Origin of the sequence: Sanguibacter sp. 25GB23B1 (assembly GCF_040012415.1) — a bacterium.
Classification (GTDB): Bacteria; Actinomycetota; Actinomycetes; order Actinomycetales; family Cellulomonadaceae; genus Sanguibacter.
This window is the reverse complement of record NZ_JBDYKL010000018.1, coordinates 37,857-58,630: the sequence shown is the minus strand read 5'-3', so window position 1 is coordinate 58,630 and position 20,774 is coordinate 37,857. Positions and strand designations below refer to the sequence as shown.

Here is a 20,774-nt window from a genome sequence, read left to right as displayed (position 1 = left end):
GCGTGGCTGGTGGCGGCTGCGGCACGGCTCCGTGCTGGAGGGGCGGACTGGTGTGCGACACTCGGTGGTCCTTGCGTGGGAATGGTTGCGGGGTCGTTCAGGGCGCTGGTGCTCGCGGAGCCTTTGCGGCTACCAGCGGTCGTCATCGGGCTCGTCGGGTGTGGGGGGCGGCGGCTGTGCGGCGAGTGCGGCACGTGAGCCGGCGCGCATCGCAGCGACGCGCCCTGGTGTTGAGGGATCGTCGTCGATCCGCGGTGCGAGGTAGGTCGCGGAGGTGCGCTTGCCTTTCTTCGACGAGCCGCCTGCACCACCCGCGCCGCCACCGCCGGCCATCATGCCTGTCGCTCCCCCGGTGCCCGGCGTCCCGGCCGTCCCAGGAACGGCGCCGGGCATGCCCGCGCCGCGACCGCCAGCAGTCCCGCCCGCACCAGCACCCGGGACCACCGCGCCAGGGCGTCCGCCCGCTCCGCTGCCACCCCCGAAGAGGCCCGAGCCCGCACCACCGAAGGCACCCGACCGGGCGCCCCCGAGCAGACCGGCCGAGCCCGCACCGATCACGCCGGCACTCATCCCGCCCGACCCGAAACCGCCACTGCTGCCCGCACCGACCGATCCACCAGCACCGCCGGCGAAGCCCGACGCGCCGCCACGGTCACCCGTCCCGTACCCGCCCGCACCGTTCACGTACCCGCCCGTCGCACCGTCCACCGACGTTGAGCCACCCGCCGTGCCCGAGCCGTATCCGGGTGCGCCTGAGCTGAGACCGCTGCCCGGCCCGCCAGTGCTGCCGGTCCCCGCGCCGCCGTGGCCCGCACCGTCGGACCCTCCGCCTCCGGTAGGACTGCCGGGCCACCCTCCGCCGACGAGGCTGCCGTTCCCGCCCGTCCCGACGCCTCCTGGGCTGTAGGGGGTGGTGGCGTAGCTGCCTGAGGGACCCCCCGGGCCCGAGCCGCCTGAGGACGAGCCCCAGGAAGGGTCCTCGTGCGGGCCGGGGACCGGGACGGGCTCGGGCAGGAGCGCCTGAGGATCGACGCGGTTCTCCTGGGCGGTGGCGTTGATCGCCTGAGCGTCGAGCGTGAGCACTGCGGCGGTCGCGTTGAGCACCTGGAGCTTCTCGAGCGCCTCGGCGTCCCGCATCTCGGTCACCGGCACCACAGCGTCGATCATCGGCTGGAAGACGTCGGCCGTGTCGAACAAGCCAGCGACGCTGTCGGCATCCGTCCGCCCCCCGACGACGAGCGTCTCAGCCTTCTCCGCGACGGCCTTCAGAGCGCCGACGTTCTCGCTGTGCTTGAGCACCTTGAGACCTAGCGCGTTGAAGGTCTCGGCGGAGTTCTCCGCAGAGACCCCCGTCCAGCCCACATCGATGGCGATGGTCTTGAGGGTCTCCCCGGCAGACTCCAAAGCCAGGACTGCGCGAGCGAGCTTCATCGAGTCTGGGACTGCTTCGTCGATGGACGCCTGCAGCCTCACCCGGTTGAGGGTGGCCTGATTCGGGCCTGAGTGTGCCATGGATGCTCCAGTCGGTGCGGGGTGGTGCCGGTGGTGAGGTGGGTCTAGCTGAGGGCGTAGTAGACCTCGACGAGGCGTTCGGTGAGGTCCTCGTCATAGGTGTACATGGTCACCTGCCACTGACCGCCCTCGACCTGCTCGGGGAGCACCTCGGCGCAGATAGCTCCTTCGTCCGATGGCTCATCGTCGACGGAGGACCAGTCGAACTCCTCGAACGTGGTGCCGTAGCGGCCGCACTTGGGGTAGATGATGGTGCCGTCAGGCGCCACATAGGTGACGAAGAACCCCTTGACGCGGCCCTGGTAGGTGGGGGGGCCGGTGTAGGTCATGGAGGCGGGCGCCATGACGAACACCATGCCCGGTCCGGGCTGGTACTGATCGACGTCGGGCCGGCCGTCCCACTGAGCAGCGACGTCCGGCCACGCGTCGGTGTCCGAGTCCCCGACGGTGAAGGTCCAGTCCTCCATGACCGTGAAGCTCTCACCACCGGTGTACGGGTTCTCCGGCGTACCGACAGTCACTCCCGGCACGACCTCCTCGGCAGCGTCCGGGGTTTCCGCGGCTGAGCCGCCGTCCCCGCTCCGGCTGTCAGAGTCAAGGTCGAACACTCCGGTGACGAACAGGATCGCTGCGATAGCCACGACGACAACGAGAGCAACGACCGCCACGATCAGGCCACGACCGCCCCTCTCCCGAGATACAGAGGACGACGCAGGCCCTTCGGTAGCGGACTGGCCTGGTGGACCCCACTGCGACACGATGACACCTTCTCTGTTGCTGGAACGGGCTGCTCGACGAACCGGCTCGATGACGAACCAGCTCGGTCAGATCGGTTGCTGATGCTGGTGGGTCTTGATGATCCGCCCGTTGTACTGCACGTCCGGTGTCGGGAGAGGCGCCGCCGCGAGAGCGTCGTCGACCTTTTCCTCAAGTGCGGTGAGCGCGTCGAGGGCCGCCTGGTCCTGGCCGTACATCTCCGTGACGAACGCCCGCAGCGAGTCGGCCATCCCCACCACCTTGAGCTCCGCCTGATCGAGGATGGCGATCGTCGTCGCGCAGGCGTCGACGTACGAGCCCGCGAAGGACACGAGCGACGGGACAGACGACCACGCCTGCCGCAGGGGCCGCGTGGTGATCAGCTCGAGCTGCTCTCGGGCTCTGCCGAGCTGCTCCAGAAGTCCCTCGACCTTGCCGATGTTGGCGACCAACATGTCGTGGTTGATCGCGACGGTACCCGTCAGCGCTGGTGATCCGGTGGTCACGGTGCTCCCTGCATGGACGACGGATGTGCTCTGGCCTGGACCTGAGCGCGGTACTGCCTCTGTTGAAGAGGCTAGTCCACGAGGAGCCCCGAGCGGGGCGGTCTGGATGGACAGAACTCCCCATCGGGGCTGGTCAGTGAGTAAAGCGCTGGACGGTCGACACCACGGACCAGGCGCAGGCGGGACGTCATGCGCATGCCGGAGCCAGCGCAGGAGTGAGGTTCGAGCCAGGCTCGGGATCCCCGACGTGCTTGACCCACAGGCTGCTGGACGAAGATCTCTTCGACCGACCCAGGGGCCTTCATACCCTCGTCGATGTCGGTGACGAGCACCGGGGTGAAGCTGCCGTCGTCGTGGAATGCGCCAAAGAGCCGGCCGCCGGAGAGCACGTATGCCAGCCTCGGGCCGAGGATGCTGTCGCTGCTCCTTGGACGAGCCACGGCGCGCTGGTGATCGCATGGTCCATGAGCCACGGAGTCCCGCGTCGTCTGGACGCCCAGCGCCCAGGTACGCATCACGCGCGCCTTGTCCCGGAGGGTGTCCGGGACACCCCCTCCAGCCATGCCCCGGACCGTACCCGAGCCCGTCGCCGCCCAGCGATGGGGCGAAGTCCCCACCGACCTGCGACAACGCTCGATCGGGGGCGGTCGGGGACCGCGCCGGCGGCGCGTCGCCCGGGACATACGGTATTTCGCTCTTGAAGTGAACAAACTCCTCCGCTAGTGTCGGCGACTTCCGTCAAAGGAGACCCATATGCCGTTCATGTCCAGATCCGTCCCGGTAAGCAAGGGACGCCCGCTCGCGGCGCTGCTCAGCGCACTCGTCCTCGTCGCCGCCGGCACCACCGCCACCGCGGCCGCGCACGGCGCGGCTCCGACCGCCCCGCTCCCCGCTGCGATCGGCGACGTCGTGTGGTCCCAGGAGTTCAACGGTGCCGCCGGCGCCGGGCCAGACACCTCCGTGTGGAACTACGACACGGGCGACAACGGCTGGGGCAACGCCGAGCTGCAGAACTACACCACGTCCCGCCAGAACTCGGCGCTCGACGGTCAGGGCAACCTCGTCCTCACCGCGCGCAAGGAGGCGAACGGCGGCTACACCTCGGCCCGTCTGCAGACGAACGACAAGGTCGAGATCCAGTACGGGCGCGTCGAGGCCAGGATCCAGATCCCGCGCGGACAGGGCATCTGGCCCGCTTTCTGGATGCTCGGCGGGGACTTCCCGGCCGCGTCCTGGCCCGCCTCCGGCGAGATCGACATCATGGAGAACGTCGGCAAGGAGCCGCACATCGTCCACGGCACCGTGCACGGGCCGGGCTACTCCGGCGGCGCGGGCATCACCGGCAGCAAGATGCACCCGCAGGGCTGGTCCTACGCCGACGACTACCACACGTTCGCGATCGACTGGAAGCCCGGATCGATCACCTGGTTCGTCGACGGCGTCCAGTACCACCAGGTGACGCGTGCGTCCGTCGGTGCCAACGCGTGGGTGTTCGACAAGCCGTACTTCCTCATCCTCAACGTCGCCGTCGGCGGCCAGTGGCCCGGCTACCCCGACGGGAGCACGACCTTCCCCCAGCAGATGAAGGTCGACTGGATCCGCGTGCTCGACAACGGATCGAACGCCGGCTCCATCCCCGGCAATCCCGGGACGGGCGGCTCGACCGGCACGAGCGCTCTGCGCGCCAACGGCGGGAACCTCTGCCTCGACGTCCCGTGGGCCTCGACCGCGGACGGCACGCAGCTGCAGCTCGCCAACTGCAGCGGCAACGCGGCACAGACGTGGACGCGCGCGGCCGACGGCAGCGTGCGCGCTCTCGGCAAGTGCCTCGACGTCGCCGGTGGCGCCACCGCCAACGGCACCGTGGTCCAGCTGTGGACCTGCAACGGGACCGGCGCGCAGCGCTGGACGTACACCGCGTCGACCGGCGTGCTGCGCAACCCGCAGTCCGGGAAGTGCCTCGACGCCTCCGGCGGCCTGCCGCTGCGCGACGGCCAGAAGATCCACCTCTGGGAGTGCAACGGTCAGGCCAACCAGCGCTGGACCGTCTGACGCTGCTGGTCGATCAGGCACACCGCCGGTCGTCGTGCGCCTCCGGGCGCTCGGCGGCCGGTGCGTCTCGCCCGGCTGTCAGTCCTCGTCGAGCACGACGACGACCTTGTCCGCTGCTCCCGGGGTCTGCGCGAGCTCGAGCGCGTCGAGGGCGCGGTCGAACGGCAGGACGTCGCTGATGATGAGCGAGTACTTCTCCCAGTTCTCGACGATGTCGTCCGTCACCTCGAAGATCTCCGTCGGGTAGCCCATCGAGAGGACGATCGTCAGCTCGGTGGAGAGCAGCGCCCCGAGGTCGAGCTCGACCGGCCGCTTGTGGACGGCGACGATCCCGAACGTCGCACCGTGGGACGCGACCGCGGCAACGGTCGCCGGGACGGGCGGGGCTCCCGCCGCGTCGAGAAAGATGTCCGTCGCTGAGCGCACCCCACGCACCCGCGCTGTCGCACCGTTCCCGTGCAGCTCCACGAGGCGGGCCGCGACATCCTCCTCAGCGGAGTTGACGACGGCGTCCGCACCGATCTCCAGCGCCTTGGCGAGCCGGGACGCGATGACATCCACGACGACGACGTGCGCGACCCCGCGCCGCTTGTAGGCGAGCACAGCGCCGAGACCGATGGGGCCCGCGCCGAAGACGACGACCTTGTCCCCCGCCTTCGGGCTCGTCCTGTTGACGGCGTGCGCCGCGACGGCCATCGGCTCGTTGAGCGCAGCGACCTCCCACGGGACGTGCGGCGGGATGACGCGCAGCTGGCGCCCGGGCTCGTTGTCCTTGACGAGCACGTACTCGGACAGCGCGCCCTGCTCGCCGCCCGAGCCGAGGAAGCCGTCGACGAACGCCATCGTGTCGACGACCACGTGGTCACCGACCTCGACGCCCGTGGCCTCCGGTCCTACCTCGACGACCTCGGCCGCCGGCTCGTGCCCGAGCGGGGTGGCGCCCTGTCGCGGCGGGATGCCTCCGATCTGGGTGTACATCGCGTCCGAGCCGCAGATGCCGCACGCCCTGACCTTGAGGAGGACATCGCGTGCGCCCACCTCCGGTCGTGGGGTCTCGACCCACGCGGTGGTGCCGGGCGCGGTGACGTGGACAGATCTCATGGCTGGTCCTTCCTTCTGCCGCGTGGTGGCGGCGACGTCTGGCGTGATCGGGACCCGTCCCGATCACGAGACCATCGTCGCTCCGGTCTCGGGCGTCCACGTCAGCCGAGGAGATCGACCCTTCTACGACACCTGTCGTAGTCGGTCGTGCGGTGCCGGTCCCGGCCCCTGGTAGAACGGATACCCGCGTCCTACGATCGGACGATGGGATACGCCGTCCAGGTCGTCGTCGACTGCTCCGACCCGCACCCGCTCGCCGACTGGTGGGCCGAGACGCTGGGGTGGGAGGTCGAGCGTGGCGACGAGTCCTTCATCCGGTCGATGGTCGACCAGGGCTTCGCCACCGCGGAGGACACGACGACGCACGACGGCCGGCTCGTGTGGAAGGTCGGCGCTGCCATCACCGACCCGGCGGGACCGCCCGGGACGCCGCGCGTGCTGTTCCAGCTCGTCCCCGAGGCGAAGTCCGTGAAGAACCGCCTGCACCTCGACGTGCGGGCCGGTGGAGACCTCGAGGAGCATCGCGCCGCCCTCGAGGCACGCGGGGCGACGTTCCTGCACGTCGGTCAGCAGGGGCCGTCGTCGTGGATCACGATGGCCGACCCGGAGGGCAACGAGTTCTGCATCGCTGTCTGACGTCAGGACGTCACGCAGGTGTGCCCCGTGTCCACGTGGTCGCCGTCTGACGGATGACCGCACCGTGGTAGATCGGGGCCGCCACCCGGGCGAGCACCGCCTGGACGTCGGGGGCGAACGTCGCTGGGTCCGAGCCCGGGAACACCGCGCCCGGACCGAGCGGGACGTGGTGCGTGTAGCCCTCGGTGGCCGTCCCGGGGATCCGAAGCGAGCGCAGCGCCGGCTGCTGTCCCTCGGCGAGCTCCGGCTCACGCAGGCTCACCTCGAGCGACACCCGTGCGCTCGTGCGCGCCGAACGCGGCGTCGGTGAGGTCACCAGCGGCTTCGTCGTGCTGAGGACGAGGACCCGGACTGCTTGGACACGGTCCCAGGGGAGGTCGATCGACCGCCACCGGATGCCCTCCCGGTCGATCTCGAGACGGTGCCTGAGCACACCGGGGACGCAGGCGAGCGCCCACAGCCCGAGGAGGGCGGCGCCGCCGGCGATGACGTACGGGATCGCGCCGAGCCACGCCGGGTCGTCGGGGGCCGGGTCCATCCCGCCGCCGCGTGCGGTGGAGAAGGTCGCCCATGCAGTGAGCAGGCACACGGCCGCGAGCGCCAGCGTGACGAGCAGCGGGCCGCGGCGGGCCGCGGCGTACGTGTCGGGAGAAGTCATCGGGGTGGCCATAGCGGGAGGCTAGCCCGCGCGGGAGGCGAGGCGCGACACGAGGTACAGGACCGCACAGCGGACCGGTGTTGCCTTGCTTGAGCTTCGAGGCTGTCGCGGGTGTCGAGGACGACGCGCCCGGCGGGCCTGCACCGTCTGTCGCGTGGGTGTCCGTCATCGGGCCGAAGGACATCCGGGTACGCGACGGCGCCCCGCGAACAGCGCTCGACGAGGTCGTGTCCCGCAGGTGTCACCCAGCAAGCACGTCCATACTCGGAAGATGACGTTCACCGGCGAGCAACCGACCGCCTCCACGCCGCAGCCGTCGGACCGGCCGACGCCAGTCCCCGGGCGCTCCTCCCACGTCCCGGCGGCTCTCTCGGGTGTGCTCGCCGGGGCTGTGACGCTCGGTGTCGCCTCGCTCGTGTCGGTGCTGTTCGACCCGTCGTCGAACCCCGTCGTCGCGGTCGGTGGCGCGTTCGTCGACGCCACGCCGGCCTGGCTCAAGGACCTCGCGATCTCGAGGTTCGGCACGAACGACAAGGCCGCGCTGTTCGTCGGCATGGCGATCGTCGTGCTGGCGCTCACCGCCGGGATCGGCCTCGTCGCGGTGCGACGCCTGCGGGTGGCTCTCGCGCTGGTCGTCGCCCTCGGTGCCGTCGCGCTCGCCGCCGTGCTCACGCGCGAGGGTGTCGGGGCGACCGACGCGATCCCGACGCTCGTCGGCACCGTGGCCGGGATGCTCGCGCTCCGTGCGCTCGTGGCCCGCGTGCCGGGCGCGCAGGGGCCCGGATCGTCCGAGCCGGGGCCGGGCGCGACCGACCGACGCGCCTTCCTGCGCGCCGCCGTCCTCACGACGTCGGTCGCGGCCATCGCCGCTGTCGGCGGCCAGCTGCTCAGCGCGTCCCGCCGCGTCGCGGACACCGCGCGGGAGATGCTGCGCCTGCCGGCACCCGCCCGGCGAGCGCCTGCGCTCCCGGCCGGTGTCCAGTCCGCGACACCGGGCGTCGTGCCCTTCGCGACGCCCACGGAGGAGTTCTACCGGATCGACACGGCCCTCATCATCCCGCAGGTCGACCCTGCCACCTGGCGGCTGCGCGTCTACGGCCTCGTGGAGAACGTCGTCGAGATCACGTTCGACGAGCTGCTGGAGGAAGACCTCGTCGAGGCGTGGGTGACGCTCGCGTGCGTGTCCAACCCCGTCGGCGGCGACCTCGTCGGCAACGCGAAGTGGCTCGGGCTGCCGGTCCGTGAGCTGCTCGCCCGCGCCAAGCCCCTGCCGGAGGCGGACATGGTCCTCTCGCGCAGCGTCGACGGCTTCACGGCATCGACCCCGCTCGAGGTGCTGACCGACGACCGCGACGCGCTCCTCGCCGTCGGGATGAACGACGCGCCCCTGCCGCTGCGGCACGGTTTCCCGGTGCGCATGGTGGTGCCAGGCCTCTACGGCTACGTCTCGGCCACCAAGTGGGTCACGGAGCTCAAGGTGACCACCTTCGCGGACGACGTCGCGTACTGGACCCCGCGCGGCTGGACGGAGCGCGGGCCCATCAAGACCGCCTCACGCATCGACGTCCCTCGTTCCTCCGCGGCGCTCGAGGCCGGCACCATCCCGGTCGGTGGCGTTGCGTGGGCGCAGCACGTCGGCGTCGACGCGGTCGAGGTCCAGGTCGACGACGGCGACTGGCAGCCCGCGACGCTCGCCGACGAGGCCTCGACCGACACGTGGCGCCAGTGGAGCTACCTCTGGGAGGCGACGCCCGGCCGGCACACCCTCCGGGTGCGCGCGACGGATGCCACCGGCGAGGTGCAGACCTCGACCGAGGCGCCGCCGGCGCCCGACGGAGCGAGCGGCTGGCACGAGGTCACCGTCGAGGTCGACTGACGTCACCGTCGAGGTCCACTGAGGGCACCGTCGCGATCGGCTGCGAGCACCGTCGGGATCGACGGCCTCGTCACCCGGTCTCCTCAGCCCCCGTGGTCTCGTCGCCGAGGAGAGCGGCCGCAAGGTCTCGTGCCGTCTTCTCCGCGTCCTGCGACGCCACACCGTCGGATCCGTAGAACGTCAGCCAGACGATCTGTCCTCGCGTGAAGCCGTCCCCGCAGTAGTCGGTCGGCAGCGCGACGAGCCGCAGCAGCTCGGTCCCCTTGACCATGGCGATCATGTTGTCGGGCGACTCGTGGCAGCCGAGGTCGGAGGTCGCGGCCTTGAGCGCGGCGGCGTCGTTGAAGCGCGTGTAGACGGACCAGGAGGCGTCGGTCACCGTCGTGGTGCCGACGCTGAGGTCGGCAGCCTCCTCGTCCTGGACGTCGACCTGGTACACCTCGCTCGCCTCGATGATCTCCGGTCCGAGCACGGCCTGGTAGACGCCGTCGGTGACGAGCACGTCGTCCTTCTCGATGGACATCGAGAGGTCGTTGATCCGCGTGAGCGAGTACGCCCGGACCGAGTAGAAGCCGACGTCCTCGGCCAGCACGCTCTCCACCTCGGGCGGGGGCGTGACGGTCGGGGAGTCGGCGCCTCCCTCGGACCCGAGGTCGTCGAGCGCTGCGCCGACCGGCTCGTCGACCACGACGCCCGACGCCTCCGGCTCGTCGTCGCCGCCCAGGAATGCGAGCACCGCGAACGTCAGGCCGCCCACCACGAGCGCCGTCACCACGGCCCAGAGCGCCAGCACTCCCTTGCTCTGCACTGTCCCGCTCCTCTGCTCGGTGGGTGGTCGCGGTCCAGGCTACTGGCGTGCAGCCTCGAGAGCGTGCCACCCACCCTTGCGGAACGCGGGAGTGGCGGTGGCGAGCACGACGACGCCGAGGACGATGCTCCCGATCATGACGCCGACCATCGCGAGGGCGCCGCCGCCGAACACCCCGACGAGCGGGCTGACGATCCCGGCGACACCGGCCTGCATGGCGCCCATGAGCGCAGCCGCCGTCCCGGCCATGTGACCGTAGCCGCCGAGCGCGAGGACCGACGCGTTGGCCGGGATGAACCCCTGCATCGCGAGCACGAGCCACAGGGCCACGACGAGCCCCACCAGTCCGCCCGCCCCGGTGAGGACGACGGCCAGCAGGCCCGCAGCGAGCGTCAGCTGGGCGAGCATCGCGGCCCGGAGGATCCGGACCGGCGACACCTTGCGCACGAGGGACGCGTTCACCTGTGCGGAGAGCACGAGCGCGACCCCGTTGAGCGCGAAGATCCCGGCGAACTGCGTCGAGCTGAGCCCGTAGTCGTCCTGGAGCACGAACGGCGAGCCCACGACGTAGCTCATGATGACGGCCATACCGAGACCGGGGAGGACTGCGAGCGCCATGAAGTGCCGGTCGCGGAGGAGTGCGCCGTATCCACCGGCCACACCGCGTGGTCCTGCGACCCGTCGGCGTTGCGCGGGGAGGGTCTCCGGCATCCACCGCCAGACGATGAGGACGAGGACGAGGCCGATGAGGGCGAGCGCGTAGAAGACGGCGCGCCAGTGCCACGTCTCGGCGATCGCCCCGCCGACCGTGGGTGCGAGCAGGGGTGCGATGCCGATGACGAGCATGAGCCGGGAGAGCAGCCGCGCCGCTTCCGAGCCGACGAAGAGGTCACGGATGACGGCGATGGCCACGACGGCGGCGGCCGCGTTGAAGAATCCTTGGGCGATGCGCAGCCCGATGAGGGTCTCGATCCCGGGCGCGACGGAGCACAGCAGCGACGTGAGGACGTGGAGGGAGATGCCGATGAGGAGGGGCAGCCTGCGGCCGAAGCGGTCGGAGAACGGGCCGATGACGAGCTGGCCGACCGCGCCTCCGATGAGCATGCCGGACATCGTGAACTGGGCGGCGGCCTGGGTGGTGCTGAAGTCGCTCTCGACGGTGGGCAGCGAGGGCAGGTACATGTCGGTGCTGATCGCCGGGAGTGCTGCGAGCGCACCGAGCATGAGCACGTACTTGAAGCCGGCGGTCCGGAGCGGGGCGGGTTGCGGGGTGGTGCTGGGGCTGCCGGCGGGGCCGGCGGAGGGCGTCGTCACGAGTCGATCATAACGATTCGATCGGCGGAACGTCGCCCCTGGCGCACCGTCAGGACGGGGCGTCAGTCCGTCACGATGATCTCGAACGACGCGGGTGCGGCTTGTGCGGCGACCCAGTCCTCGAGATGGCGCGTGACCCGCTCGAGATCGGTCGAGCGCGGGACGGGGACGTCGGCGGCACGGGTGTGCGTCCAGACACCGGGTGCCGGCCCGTCGTCGTCCTGGAACACGATGATGATGTTCTTGCCGGTCGTGTCGCTCGCGTGCTGCGCGAGGTCGGCTGCCGTGTCTGCCGCCGTCTCGGAGCCGGCGTCCTTCGAGAGCGTGGCGGAGACGGCCAGCACGTCGGCCGTGACGGCGGGCGGCAGGGCTGCGTCCGTCCGGACGAGGACGGTGGGGCCGCTGTCGAGCTCGTACGCCACCTGCCCCTCCGGGAGGAGAGGTGCCTGCTCCTCGGAGACGACCTCGCCGACCTCGGTCGGCAGCGCGAGGGAGTCGGCGACCGACACGGCCGAGTGCGACTCCGCAGAGCCGCGGGTCAGGCTGCCGAGGGCTCCGCACGAGGTGAGCGGGGCCGCGACGAGGATCGCCACCGCACCGACGATCGCCACGGTGATCGCGTGTCGTCCTCGCATGGCGTGCCTCCCGCACCGATGGTCCTGCACCTGTGTCCGTGTGATCTCCCTTACTTCATCGGCAGTGCTGTGCGAAACATGATGGCTGGGCACGGACGAGCGGCACGCGGCCGCCGGATGAGGCACGCTGGGACCATGTGCGGACGGTATGCATCCTTCCGGCAGGCCCAGGACCTCGCCGACGCCTTCGCGATCCGCGCCGGGATCCAGGACGTCCTGGCGGTGTTCGACGACGAGGTGGCGGCGCTGGCGCCGTCGTGGAACGTCGCGCCGACCGACCCGGTGCGCATCGTCGTCGAGCGCGCTGCCGAGGGATCACCCCCGGTCCGGTCCCTCAAGACGGCCCGGTGGGGCCTCGTCCCGTCGTGGTCGACGGACGCGCGTGGCGGCGCCCGGATGATCAACGCGCGCTCGGAGTCGCTCCTCACGAAGCCGGCGTTCAAGCGCGCTGCGGCGAGCCGCCGGTGCATCGTCCCGGCCGACGGCTACTTCGAGTGGCGCAAGCCCGACCCGGCCGCCCCGAAGCTCAAGCGTCCCTGCTTCGTCCACCCGACGGACGGCGACGTCCTCGCGCTCGCCGGGCTCTACGAGTTCTGGCGGGACCGCTCGCGAGCGGACGACGACCCGGCTCGGTGGCTCGTGACGACGACGATCGTCACCGCGCCCGCGACCGGTCGTCTCGCCGAGCTCCACGACCGGCGTCCCGTCGCCCTCTCACGCGACCGGTGGGACCAGTGGCTCGACCCGTCGGTCGGCGCCGAGGAGGCCGTCGCCCTGCTCGACGCGCCCGCACCGGACCAGTCGTTCTACGAGGTAGGCACGACCGTCAATCGCGTCGGCACCCAGGGGCCCGAGCTGCTCACGCCGGTCGACCCGCCTGCTCCGGGCGGCGCCGAGCACCCGTGAGGCCGGTCGATGCAACCGGCGACGGTCAGGGCGCGTACGCCCGCTGGAGGCGGACCGGGGCGATGACGCCCAGGCCCTGGATCTCCCGGCCGGGTTGTCCGGTGAGCGCGTACTGGGTGTCGCCGGCGAGGAGCTTCGCGGTGGCCGGGTCCATGAGGACCGTGCCCGGGTCTGCCTCGTCCGTGAGCCGGGACGCGAGGTTGACGGACGGTCCGAAGACGTCGCCGAACCGGGACAGGACACGACCCCACACGAGGCTCACCCGTACCTGCGGTACCTCGCCCAGCTCTCTGTCGCCCCTCTCCCCCGCCGTCGCGAGGCCGAGCGCGGCACGCGCCCCCGTCTGGACGTCGTCCGCGATGAAGAGCACCGCGTCGCCGATCGTCTTGACGACGCGCCCGCCCGCCGACGTGATGATGTCCCGCGCTCCGGCCTCGAAGTCCGAGACGAACTCGGCCAGCTCGGACGACCTCATGCTCGCGGTCCGGGTGGTGAACGAGACGATGTCGGCGAAGCCCACGGCGCGCGGCAGGGGAAGCTCTCCCTGTCCGCTCTCGTCCGTCGCGCGGGCGCCGGAGAACTCGACGCTCCACCGCCCCGCGAGCGCGGCGAGCTGACGACGCCAGGCGTGCACGAGCTGCGCCTCGAGCACGGGCGCGAGGCTCGGCAGCCGGTCGAGGACGAGGAGCCTCGCGCTCGTGTCGTCGAGGCCGTGCCGGTGCGTCATCTGCTCGACGAGAGCCTCGGCCTGCCAGAGAGCGAGGCGCTCCGCGGTGTGACCGACGGAGCGGACGAGCGTCGTGAGCGACCGGGAGGAGAGCTGCTCGTCGTCGGCGAAGCGTGCGATCTGCCGCAGTGCTTCGGCGTCGTCGTCCGTGAACGTCGTCTCGTCGGCGATCACCGGGAGGCCGAGGGCCTGCCAGTACGACCGGAGGTAGGTGTGGCTGAGGTTCGTCTGCTCGGCGAGGGTGTCGAGGGTGAGCCGTCGCGGCCCACCGAGCAGCGCCTCGTCGAGGGCGCGACCGGGGTCGGGCTCGTCCACCTCCTCCTCTGCGGCCGGGTGCACCGGATCCTCGTCTGCTGGCCGGGGTGCGTCTGCTGGCGAAGGAGGGGGGAGGGTGGGCACCGGGTCAGCCTACGCGAAGGTGATGCACGTCACCGCTGTGCACGGTCTGCGTCCGCCCCTGGGCGTCCGCGACGACCAGCCCGCCGTCGGGCGCGTGACCGGTCGCCTCACCGACGACGGCCGACCCGTCGAGCAGGCTCACGCGGACCTGGCTGCCGACCGTCGCCGACACCGCCGCGATCTCCTCGTCGAGACCGGACGACACCACGTCGCCACCGGCCCCAGCCCAGCGGGCGAGGACCGAGGTGAACGCCTCGCCCAGCGCCGTGAGGATGACGACCCGGTCCGTGGTCGCTGCTCCCGCGAGCGCCAAGGAGGTCGCGCTCTCGACGGGGAGCTCCTCGGCCGTCTGGGAGACGTTCACGCCGATGCCGACGATCGCTCCGCCGTCCGGGAGCAGCTCGGTGAGGATGCCGGCGACCTTGCGTGCGGTCCCCCACCCCTCGACGTGCGGGCCGGCGTCCTCGACGAGGACGTCGTTGGGCCACTTCGCGGCGGCGTGCAGGCCGAGGGTCGAGCGGAGCGCCGTGACGGTCGCGAGCCCGGCCAGGAGCGGGAGCCAGCTCATCGCCTCGCGCGGGACCTGCGGGCGGACGAGCAGCGAGCACGTCAGCGCGGACCGGGCGGGCGTCTCCCAGACACGGCCGGCCCGACCGCGTCCCGCGACCTGATGCTCGGCGACGAGCAGCGCGGGGGCAGGCCAGGCGTCCGGGTCGGCTGCGACGGAGGCCGCGAGCTCGGTGTTCGTCGACTCCGAGCGATCGACGATCTCGAGCCGGGCGAGCGGACCGGTCGGCGCGACGAGCAGCTCGCGGAGGAAACCGGCGTCGAGCGGCTGGCGGTCAGCACTGTCCATGTGCCCATCATGCCGCAGGCCACGGACGGCAGGGGCTGTCGAGGACGTTTCCAGCACATCGGGGTCGCTTGTAGGGTCCCGCCAAAGGCTCCCGGGTGAACCGTGCGGATGGGCGCACATGAAACGGGACCGGCCAGCAACTAGGCTCGGCTGCGTGACTGACGCAACCACGCACGCCCACACCGGCACCGCCGCCAAGCTCGCGGACCTCGCAGAGAGGTACACGAGCGCGGTGGAGGCCCCCGAGGCCGCCGCCGCCGAGAAGCAGCACGCCCGGAAGAAGAAGACCGCCCGCGAGCGCATCGAAGGGCTCCTCGACCCCGGCAGCTTCGTCGAGATGGACGCGTTCGCCAAGCACCGCTCCGTGAACTTCGGGCTCGAGAAGAAGCGCATCGCCGGCGACGGGGTCGTGGTCGGCCACGGCACGGTCGACGGTCGCCAGGTCTGCATCTACTCACAGGACTTCACGGTGTTCGGCGGCAGCCTCGGCGAGGTGCACGGGCAGAAGATCACGAAGGTCATGGACCTCGCGCTGCGCACCGGCGTGCCGCTCATCGGCATCTCCGACGGCGGTGGCGCACGGATCCAGGAGGGCGTCGCGGCCCTGACGCAGTTCGCGGAGATCTTCCGCCGCAACGTCGCCGCGTCGGGCGTCATCCCCCAGATCTCGCTCATCCTCGGCCCGAGCGCCGGCGGCGCCGTGTACTCCCCTGCGCTCACCGACTTCATCGTCATGGCCGACGGCACGTCGAACATGTTCATCACCGGCCCGGACGTCATCCGTGCCGTGACCGGTGAGGACGTCGGCTTCGAGGAGCTCGGCGGCGCGCTCACCCACAACGAGCGCTCGGGCGTGGCCCACTACATGGCCGCGGACGAGGACGACGCCCTCGACTACGTGCGCCACCTGCTCGAGTACCTTCCGCAGAACAACCTCAGCGACGCACCGACGTTCGCCCCCGAGCACACGGAGCTCGAGGTCACCGAGACCGATCTCGCGCTCGACGCCCTCGTCCCCGACTCGGACTCCCAGCCGTACGACATGCGGTCGGTCGTCGAGTCGATCGTCGACGAGGGCGTCTTCCTCGAGGTCCAGCCGCTCTACGCGCGCAACATCCTCGTCGGCTTCGCCCACGTCGAGGGCCAGTCGGTCGGCATCGTCGCGAACCAGCCGCTCTCCATGGCCGGGACGCTCGACATCAACGCCGCGGAGAAGGCCGCCCGGTTCGTGCGCACGTGCGACGCGTTCAACATCCCCGTCATCACCCTCGTGGACGTCCCCGGCTTCCTGCCCGGCACCGACCAGGAGTGGAACGGGATCATCCGCCGCGGCGCGAAGCTCATCTACGCGTACGCCGAGGCGACGGTCCCGCTCGTCACCCTCATCACGCGCAAGGCCTACGGCGGCGCGTACATCGTCATGGGCTCCAAGCAGCTCGGTGCCGACGTCAACCTCGCGTGGCCCACGGCGCAGATCGCCGTCATGGGCGCCGGCGGTGCCGTCAACATCCTCCAGCGCAGCGCCCTCAAGGCAGCCGCGGACGCGGGCCTCGACGTCGACGCGGAGCGCAAGCGGCTCACCGACGAGTACGAGGACGCCATCGTCAACCCGTGGGACGCGGCCGAGCGCGGGTACGTCGACGCGGTCATCGCGCCCCACGACACCCGCATCCAGATCGTCCGGGCCCTGCGAGCCCTGCGCACCAAGCGTGCGACCCTCCCTCCCAAGAAGCACGGAAACATCCCCCTATGAACGACGACGACATCACGAACAGCCTCCACGGGCACGACGACGACCACGGACACGGCGACGCGGCCCACAGCCCGGAGCCCCTCCCGAACGTCGACGTGGCGATCCTCCACTCGACGGTCGACGAGATCGCGTCGGCGCTCCACGACTACGTCATCACCGCGACGGGCGTCCGCGCGGAGTTCGGGGCGCACGAGGCGGACGAGGACCCGCGCATCCTCGCGATCGAGTCCAAGGTGTCGACGCTCAACGCGACCCTCTACGACCTCGTGCACGAGCGGCTCGGCATCCACTCCGACCTCACGGGCATGACCTGGGACGACGACGAGCACGCCGGCTCCGACACCGACGACACCCACGAGGACGAGCCGGAGACGTTCCACCTCGGTTTCGTGGTCGGCCCTCCCGTCGGCACCACCGACCTCTCGATGGACTCGGTGCTCGGCCTCGTCGACGCGAGCGGCGAGGAGATCGCCCAGCGCCTCATCGACAGCGGCTTCGAGGTCTCCGAGTGGGGCGCGTCCCGCGGGGTCCCCGTGCTCTTCGACGACCACGGCCACGACGACGGTGACGAGTGAACGGCCCCCGATCGTCGACCGACGCCGCGGCGCAGGCGTCCCCCGCGGACGTCAGGGTGGTGCGCGGCGCCCCGGACGACATGGAGCTGGCTGCCCTCGTCGCAGGTCTCGTCGCGGCCGCGAGCGGCACGCTGCACGCGGAGGAGCCGGTGCGCTCCGCCTGGAGCGACCGGTCCCGGTCGCTGCCCGGCGTCCGCGCGACGCCGTCGCGCGACGCCTGGCGCTGGAGCCTGCGCTCCTAGACGCTCAGCCCAGCAGGCGCTCGCCGTACTTCATGACGATGAGCCCGAGGATGAACGCCACCCACACGAGACCCGCGTACAGGTCGTAGTCCTTGCGCACCCAGCCCAGCAGCCGCGCCTGGGCACCGGCGGGCAGGTAGAGGTTGTCCTCCCGCACGTTGTAGTGCAGGAGCGTGAGGAACACGAGCGACGTCGAGATCGTGATGAGCAGGCACCACGGGCAGAGCGCGCCGATGACCCACATCGACTGGGTGAAGAGCCACACGGCGAAGACGAGACCGAGGAAGTAGATGACCTGCGCGGTGAACATGAACCAGCGGGGGAAGCGCACGCCCGCGAGCGCCGCGACCGCGATGGTGATGACCACCGGTTCGGTGATGAGCCCGAGGAACGCGTTGGGGAAGCCGAAGAGGCTGGCCTGCCAGGAGAGCGCCACCGAGCCGCAGTTGAGGACCGCGTTGATGTTGCAGCTGAGCGCCGCAGAGGGGTCCGCGGCGAGCTCGACCGCGTCGTAGGACAGCACGAACGCGGCGATGAGGCTCAGCGTCGCTGAGAAGGCCATCGTGCCGAAGATCCAGAGGTCCGAGTGGCGGAAGCCGCGGAGCTCCGTCGACGCTCGTTCGAGCTCGATCTCCTCCTCGAGCATCTCGAGCTCCTCGTCCGCGCTGGCGTCGAGAGTAGTCAGGTCGTCGTCGGGCATCGGTCCTCGGTCCCTCAGGTGGGTGGGGCTACACACGATGCTCCCGCACCCGTCTGGGAGTTTCCCGGGACGATCGTCCTCGCGCCCCACCCACCGGTACGGTCGGAGCATGACCACAGAGCACACGCCCGTGCGTACCCCTTCTGCCATCGACGGGGTCGCCGACCGGTTCGTCCGCGAGACCGCTCGGCTCGACCCGTTCACCGCCACGTCCCTGGGCATCCCCGGGTTCGACCACCTGGTGACCGACCTCTCCCCCGCCGGGATCGCGTCCCGCACCGCCCTCGTGCGCCAGACGCTCGACGAGCTGTCCGGGCTCGACCCGGTCGACGCGGTCGACGCGGTCACGCTCGCCGCGATGAGAGAACGTCTCGGGCTGGACCTCGAGCTCGAGGCTGCAGGCGAGCACCACCGCATGCTCAACGTCATCGCGTCGCCGCTGCAAGAGATGCGGGACGTGTTCGACGTCGCTCCGCAGGAGACCGTGGAGCACTGGGAGAACATCGCGGCTCGGCTCAACGCCCTCCCGGAGGCGATGGCCGGCTACGTGGATTCGCTGCGCCACGCAGCCGGGCGCGGTCACGTCGCGTCCGTGCGTCAGGTCGAGGAGTGCCTCAAGCAGTCCGACGAGCTCGCCGACCCCGCGGAGTCGTTCTTCACGACGTTCGTCCGTGAGGGCGCGGTCGACCTCGTCCTCGACGACTCGTCGGCCTGCGCGGTCGTGCGCAAGGAGCTCGAGCACGGCGCCGTCGCCGCACGTGAGGCCTATGCGACGCTGTCGGCGTTCCTCCGGGACGAGCTCGCACCGCAGGCGCCGACCGTCGACGCCGTGGGGCGCGAGCGGTACGCGCTCGCGTCCCGGCACTTCCTCGGGGCGACGGTCGACCTCGACGAGACGTACGCGTGGGGGCTCGCCGAGCTCGCGCGCGTCATCGCCGAGCAGGAGGCGGTCGCGGCGGAGATCGCCGGCCCCGGTGCCACGGTCGAGGACGCGGTCGCGATCCTCGATGCCGACCCGTCCCGCACCCTGCACGGCACCGATGCGCTGCGCGCCTGGATGCAGGAGACCTCCGACGAGGCCGTCCGCGCCCTGAACGGTGTTCACTTCGACATCCCGGCACCCGTTCTCGAGCTCGAGTGCCGCATCGCCCCCACCCAGACCGGCGGGATCTACTACACGCCCCCGAGCGACGACTTCTCCCGCCCCGGCCGCATGTGGTGGTCGGTGCCACCGGAGGTCACGGAGTTCAACACCTGGCGCGAGAAGACGACGGTCTTCCACGAGGGCGTCCCTGGCCACCACCTCCAGTGCGGCCAGGCCGTCTACGAGCGCGCGACGCTCAACGACTGGCGCCGGCTCGCCTGCTGGGTCTCCGGTCACGGCGAGGGCTGGGCCCTGTACGCCGAGCGCCTCATGGCCGACCTCGGCTTCCTCGAGGACCCGGGCGACCGGCTCGGCATGCTCGACGCCCAGCGCATGCGCGCAGCGCGCGTGGTCCTCGACATCGGGGTCCACCTCGGCAAGACCGCGCCCCAGGAGTGGGGCGGCGGCGTGTGGGACGCCGACAAGGCGTGGGAGTTCCTGCGCGCCAACGTCAACATGCCCGAGGCCTTCGTCCGCTTCGAGCTCAACCGCTACCTCGGATGGCCGGGCCAGGCGCCGTCGTACAAGGTCGGCCAGCGTCTCTGGGAGCAGGCGAGGGACGCCGCTCGCGCGTCGGCCGAGGCCCGCGGTGAGGACTTCGACGTCCGCGCGTTCCACGCCCGTGCGCTGAGCCTCGGGTCGGTCGGCCTCGACGTCCTCCAGGGTGCGCTCGCCCGGTAGGCATGGCACAGAACGGGCACTGGGGGCTCGCCGCGCGCTGAGGGACGCTCGGCAAGCCCCCAGCGCGATCGTGGGAGCCAGGTGTCACCCTGCCTCGATGGACTCCTCCACCGCGTCGACGAGGGCGTCACGGATCTCCGCGTACGTCATCCCGTCGATCTGAACACCGTCGACGAAGATCGACGGGACGGACGAGATGCCCTCCGACTGCGCGTCGTCGCGGGCCGCGTCGACGAAACCGTCGTCGCCCTGGTCCGCGAACTCCTCTTCTGCGTCGTCGGAGAGGTCGGCACCGGCGTCTCGCGCGAGCGAGAGGTAGCCGTCGTCGTCGAGATCGTCGTCCTGCGCCTCGAAGAGCGCGTCCTGGACGGCCAACCATGCACCGGGCTCGTTCGCAGCGACCGTCGCGAGCAGGTTCGCCGCCTGGGTCGAGAAGCTGCTCGACCCCTGGCTGAGGAAGTCCACCGTGACGAGCTCGACGCTCACGTCACCGCCGAGAGCCCACTCGCGCAGGTCCTCGCCGATCGTCTCGTGCATCGACCGACAGTGCGGGCACGCCATGTCCTGGAACACGAGCACCTCGGTGGTCGCGTCCTCGTCCCCGAGGATCACGGACCCCTCGGTGACGGTGACGCCCATCTCACCCGGCCCGGACGAGCCCTCGGTGGACTCCTCCGGCGACGGTTCGTCGGTCTCCGGCGCGGTCGCCTCGATGTCCACCGACGCGCTCACCTTCGCGGCCGGTGCCGAGGCGCACCCCACGAGCCCGACGAGGCTCGCGAACGCCACGAGGACGCCCGGCGCGAGTCCGCGCCGGGCACGCGGCGCGTGAAGAGTGGACATAGCTCATTCTCCTTCGGCAGACCGTGCAGCGTGCGGGACGAAGGTCCGACGCCGCACGGGAGAGGCAGACAGCGGACTCCGCTGCCGCCCGGTG

The 20,774-nt window shown here is 71.1% G+C and carries 20 protein-coding genes; 8 read left to right on the top strand and 12 right to left on the bottom strand.

What is annotated here, in order from left to right; translation table 11 throughout:
- Positions 1 to 129: 129 nt before the first annotated feature.
- The 3 genes from ABKW26_RS11475 to ABKW26_RS11465 all read right to left on the bottom strand — a co-directional run bounded on the left by ABKW26_RS11475 (position 130) and on the right by ABKW26_RS11465 (position 2,774).
- Positions 130 to 1,512 carry a hypothetical protein gene (locus tag ABKW26_RS11475; protein ID WP_348593799.1) on the bottom strand — a complete coding sequence of 461 codons (1,383 nt, stop codon included), beginning with the start codon at positions 1,510 to 1,512 and terminating at the stop codon, positions 130 to 132.
- Positions 1,513 to 1,556: 44 nt separating this feature from the next.
- The gene (locus ABKW26_RS11470) at positions 1,557 to 2,153 is read right to left on the bottom strand and encodes a hypothetical protein (protein ID WP_348593798.1); all 597 of its coding nucleotides are present in this window, start codon (positions 2,151 to 2,153) and stop codon (positions 1,557 to 1,559) included.
- A gap of 183 nt (positions 2,154 to 2,336) precedes the next feature.
- Complete coding sequence (locus ABKW26_RS11465) at positions 2,337 to 2,774, bottom strand: hypothetical protein (protein WP_348593796.1); 438 nt, start codon at positions 2,772 to 2,774, stop codon at positions 2,337 to 2,339.
- Between the two features lie 753 nt (positions 2,775 to 3,527).
- Between ABKW26_RS11465 and ABKW26_RS11460 the strand changes: the two genes are divergently transcribed.
- Positions 3,528 to 4,826 (top strand): family 16 glycosylhydrolase, encoded by a 1,299-nt coding sequence (locus tag ABKW26_RS11460; RefSeq protein ID WP_348593794.1) that lies wholly within the window; start codon positions 3,528 to 3,530, stop codon positions 4,824 to 4,826.
- A 78-nt stretch (positions 4,827 to 4,904) separates the two neighbouring features.
- Here ABKW26_RS11460 and ABKW26_RS11455 read toward each other — a convergent pair whose 3' ends face one another.
- Complete coding sequence (locus ABKW26_RS11455) at positions 4,905 to 5,927, bottom strand: zinc-binding dehydrogenase (protein WP_348593792.1); 1,023 nt, start codon at positions 5,925 to 5,927, stop codon at positions 4,905 to 4,907.
- A 204-nt stretch (positions 5,928 to 6,131) separates the two neighbouring features.
- Between ABKW26_RS11455 and ABKW26_RS11450 the strand changes: the two genes are divergently transcribed.
- Complete coding sequence (locus ABKW26_RS11450; RefSeq protein ID WP_348593790.1) at positions 6,132 to 6,563, top strand: VOC family protein; 432 nt, start codon at positions 6,132 to 6,134, stop codon at positions 6,561 to 6,563.
- Between the two features lie 10 nt (positions 6,564 to 6,573).
- On the opposite strand, the gene ABKW26_RS11445 is transcribed toward ABKW26_RS11450, so the two are convergent.
- Positions 6,574 to 7,221 (bottom strand): hypothetical protein, encoded by a 648-nt coding sequence (locus ABKW26_RS11445; protein WP_348593788.1) that lies wholly within the window; start codon positions 7,219 to 7,221, stop codon positions 6,574 to 6,576.
- A 271-nt stretch (positions 7,222 to 7,492) separates the two neighbouring features.
- Here ABKW26_RS11445 and ABKW26_RS11440 point away from each other — a divergent pair, with 271 nt between their 5' ends.
- Positions 7,493 to 9,097: a molybdopterin-dependent oxidoreductase gene (locus ABKW26_RS11440; protein ID WP_348593787.1), complete on the top strand. Its 1,605-nt coding sequence runs from the start codon at positions 7,493 to 7,495 to the stop codon at positions 9,095 to 9,097.
- A 70-nt stretch (positions 9,098 to 9,167) separates the two neighbouring features.
- Here the strand turns inward: ABKW26_RS11440 and ABKW26_RS11435 are convergent, their stop codons facing one another.
- From ABKW26_RS11435 to ABKW26_RS11425, 3 genes are all read right to left on the bottom strand, one after another.
- A complete protein-coding gene (locus tag ABKW26_RS11435) occupies positions 9,168 to 9,905 on the bottom strand; it encodes a hypothetical protein (RefSeq protein ID WP_348593785.1) in 738 nt (245 codons plus the stop codon).
- Between the two features lie 39 nt (positions 9,906 to 9,944).
- The gene (locus tag ABKW26_RS11430; RefSeq protein ID WP_348593829.1) at positions 9,945 to 11,129 is read right to left on the bottom strand and encodes a multidrug effflux MFS transporter; all 1,185 of its coding nucleotides are present in this window, start codon (positions 11,127 to 11,129) and stop codon (positions 9,945 to 9,947) included.
- 152 nt (positions 11,130 to 11,281) lie between these two features.
- On the bottom strand, positions 11,282 to 11,854 hold the full coding sequence (locus ABKW26_RS11425; protein WP_348593783.1) for a hypothetical protein: 573 nt from the start codon (positions 11,852 to 11,854) through the stop codon (positions 11,282 to 11,284).
- 135 nt (positions 11,855 to 11,989) lie between these two features.
- On the opposite strand from ABKW26_RS11425, the gene ABKW26_RS11420 reads away from it, so the two are divergent.
- A complete protein-coding gene (locus tag ABKW26_RS11420; RefSeq protein WP_348593782.1) occupies positions 11,990 to 12,760 on the top strand; it encodes an SOS response-associated peptidase in 771 nt (256 codons plus the stop codon).
- A 25-nt stretch (positions 12,761 to 12,785) separates the two neighbouring features.
- Here the strand turns inward: ABKW26_RS11420 and ABKW26_RS11415 are convergent, their stop codons facing one another.
- Together ABKW26_RS11415 and ABKW26_RS11410 are read right to left on the bottom strand one after the other, a co-directional pair.
- Positions 12,786 to 13,826, bottom strand: a complete 1,041-nt coding sequence (locus ABKW26_RS11415; RefSeq protein ID WP_348593780.1) for an adenylate/guanylate cyclase domain-containing protein — start codon at positions 13,824 to 13,826, stop codon at positions 12,786 to 12,788.
- 64 nt (positions 13,827 to 13,890) lie between these two features.
- The gene (locus ABKW26_RS11410; protein ID WP_348593778.1) at positions 13,891 to 14,742 is read right to left on the bottom strand and encodes a biotin--[acetyl-CoA-carboxylase] ligase; all 852 of its coding nucleotides are present in this window, start codon (positions 14,740 to 14,742) and stop codon (positions 13,891 to 13,893) included.
- Positions 14,743 to 14,896: 154 nt separating this feature from the next.
- Between ABKW26_RS11410 and ABKW26_RS11405 the strand changes: the two genes are divergently transcribed.
- The 3 genes from ABKW26_RS11405 to ABKW26_RS11395 are packed head-to-tail and all read left to right on the top strand — an operon-like array spanning position 14,897 to position 17,312.
- Positions 14,897 to 16,495, top strand: coding sequence for an acyl-CoA carboxylase subunit beta (locus tag ABKW26_RS11405; RefSeq protein WP_348593776.1), 1,599 nt, complete (start codon positions 14,897 to 14,899; stop codon positions 16,493 to 16,495).
- Positions 16,492 to 17,070, top strand: a complete 579-nt coding sequence (locus ABKW26_RS11400; protein ID WP_348593775.1) for a hypothetical protein — start codon at positions 16,492 to 16,494, stop codon at positions 17,068 to 17,070. Before ABKW26_RS11405 ends, ABKW26_RS11400 begins: the two co-directional genes overlap by 4 nt.
- Positions 17,067 to 17,312 (top strand): acyl-CoA carboxylase epsilon subunit, encoded by a 246-nt coding sequence (locus ABKW26_RS11395; protein ID WP_348593773.1) that lies wholly within the window; start codon positions 17,067 to 17,069, stop codon positions 17,310 to 17,312. Before ABKW26_RS11400 ends, ABKW26_RS11395 begins: the two co-directional genes overlap by 4 nt.
- 4 nt (positions 17,313 to 17,316) lie before the next feature.
- Here the strand turns inward: ABKW26_RS11395 and ABKW26_RS11390 are convergent, their stop codons facing one another.
- On the bottom strand, positions 17,317 to 18,012 hold the full coding sequence (locus ABKW26_RS11390; protein WP_348593772.1) for a vitamin K epoxide reductase family protein: 696 nt from the start codon (positions 18,010 to 18,012) through the stop codon (positions 17,317 to 17,319).
- A gap of 109 nt (positions 18,013 to 18,121) precedes the next feature.
- Between ABKW26_RS11390 and ABKW26_RS11385 the strand changes: the two genes are divergently transcribed.
- On the top strand, positions 18,122 to 19,837 hold the full coding sequence (locus ABKW26_RS11385; protein WP_348593770.1) for a DUF885 domain-containing protein: 1,716 nt from the start codon (positions 18,122 to 18,124) through the stop codon (positions 19,835 to 19,837).
- An 84-nt stretch (positions 19,838 to 19,921) separates the two neighbouring features.
- Here ABKW26_RS11385 and ABKW26_RS11380 read toward each other — a convergent pair whose 3' ends face one another.
- On the bottom strand, positions 19,922 to 20,680 hold the full coding sequence (locus ABKW26_RS11380) for a thioredoxin domain-containing protein (RefSeq protein ID WP_348593768.1): 759 nt from the start codon (positions 20,678 to 20,680) through the stop codon (positions 19,922 to 19,924).
- Between the last annotated feature and the right edge of the window lie 94 nt (positions 20,681 to 20,774).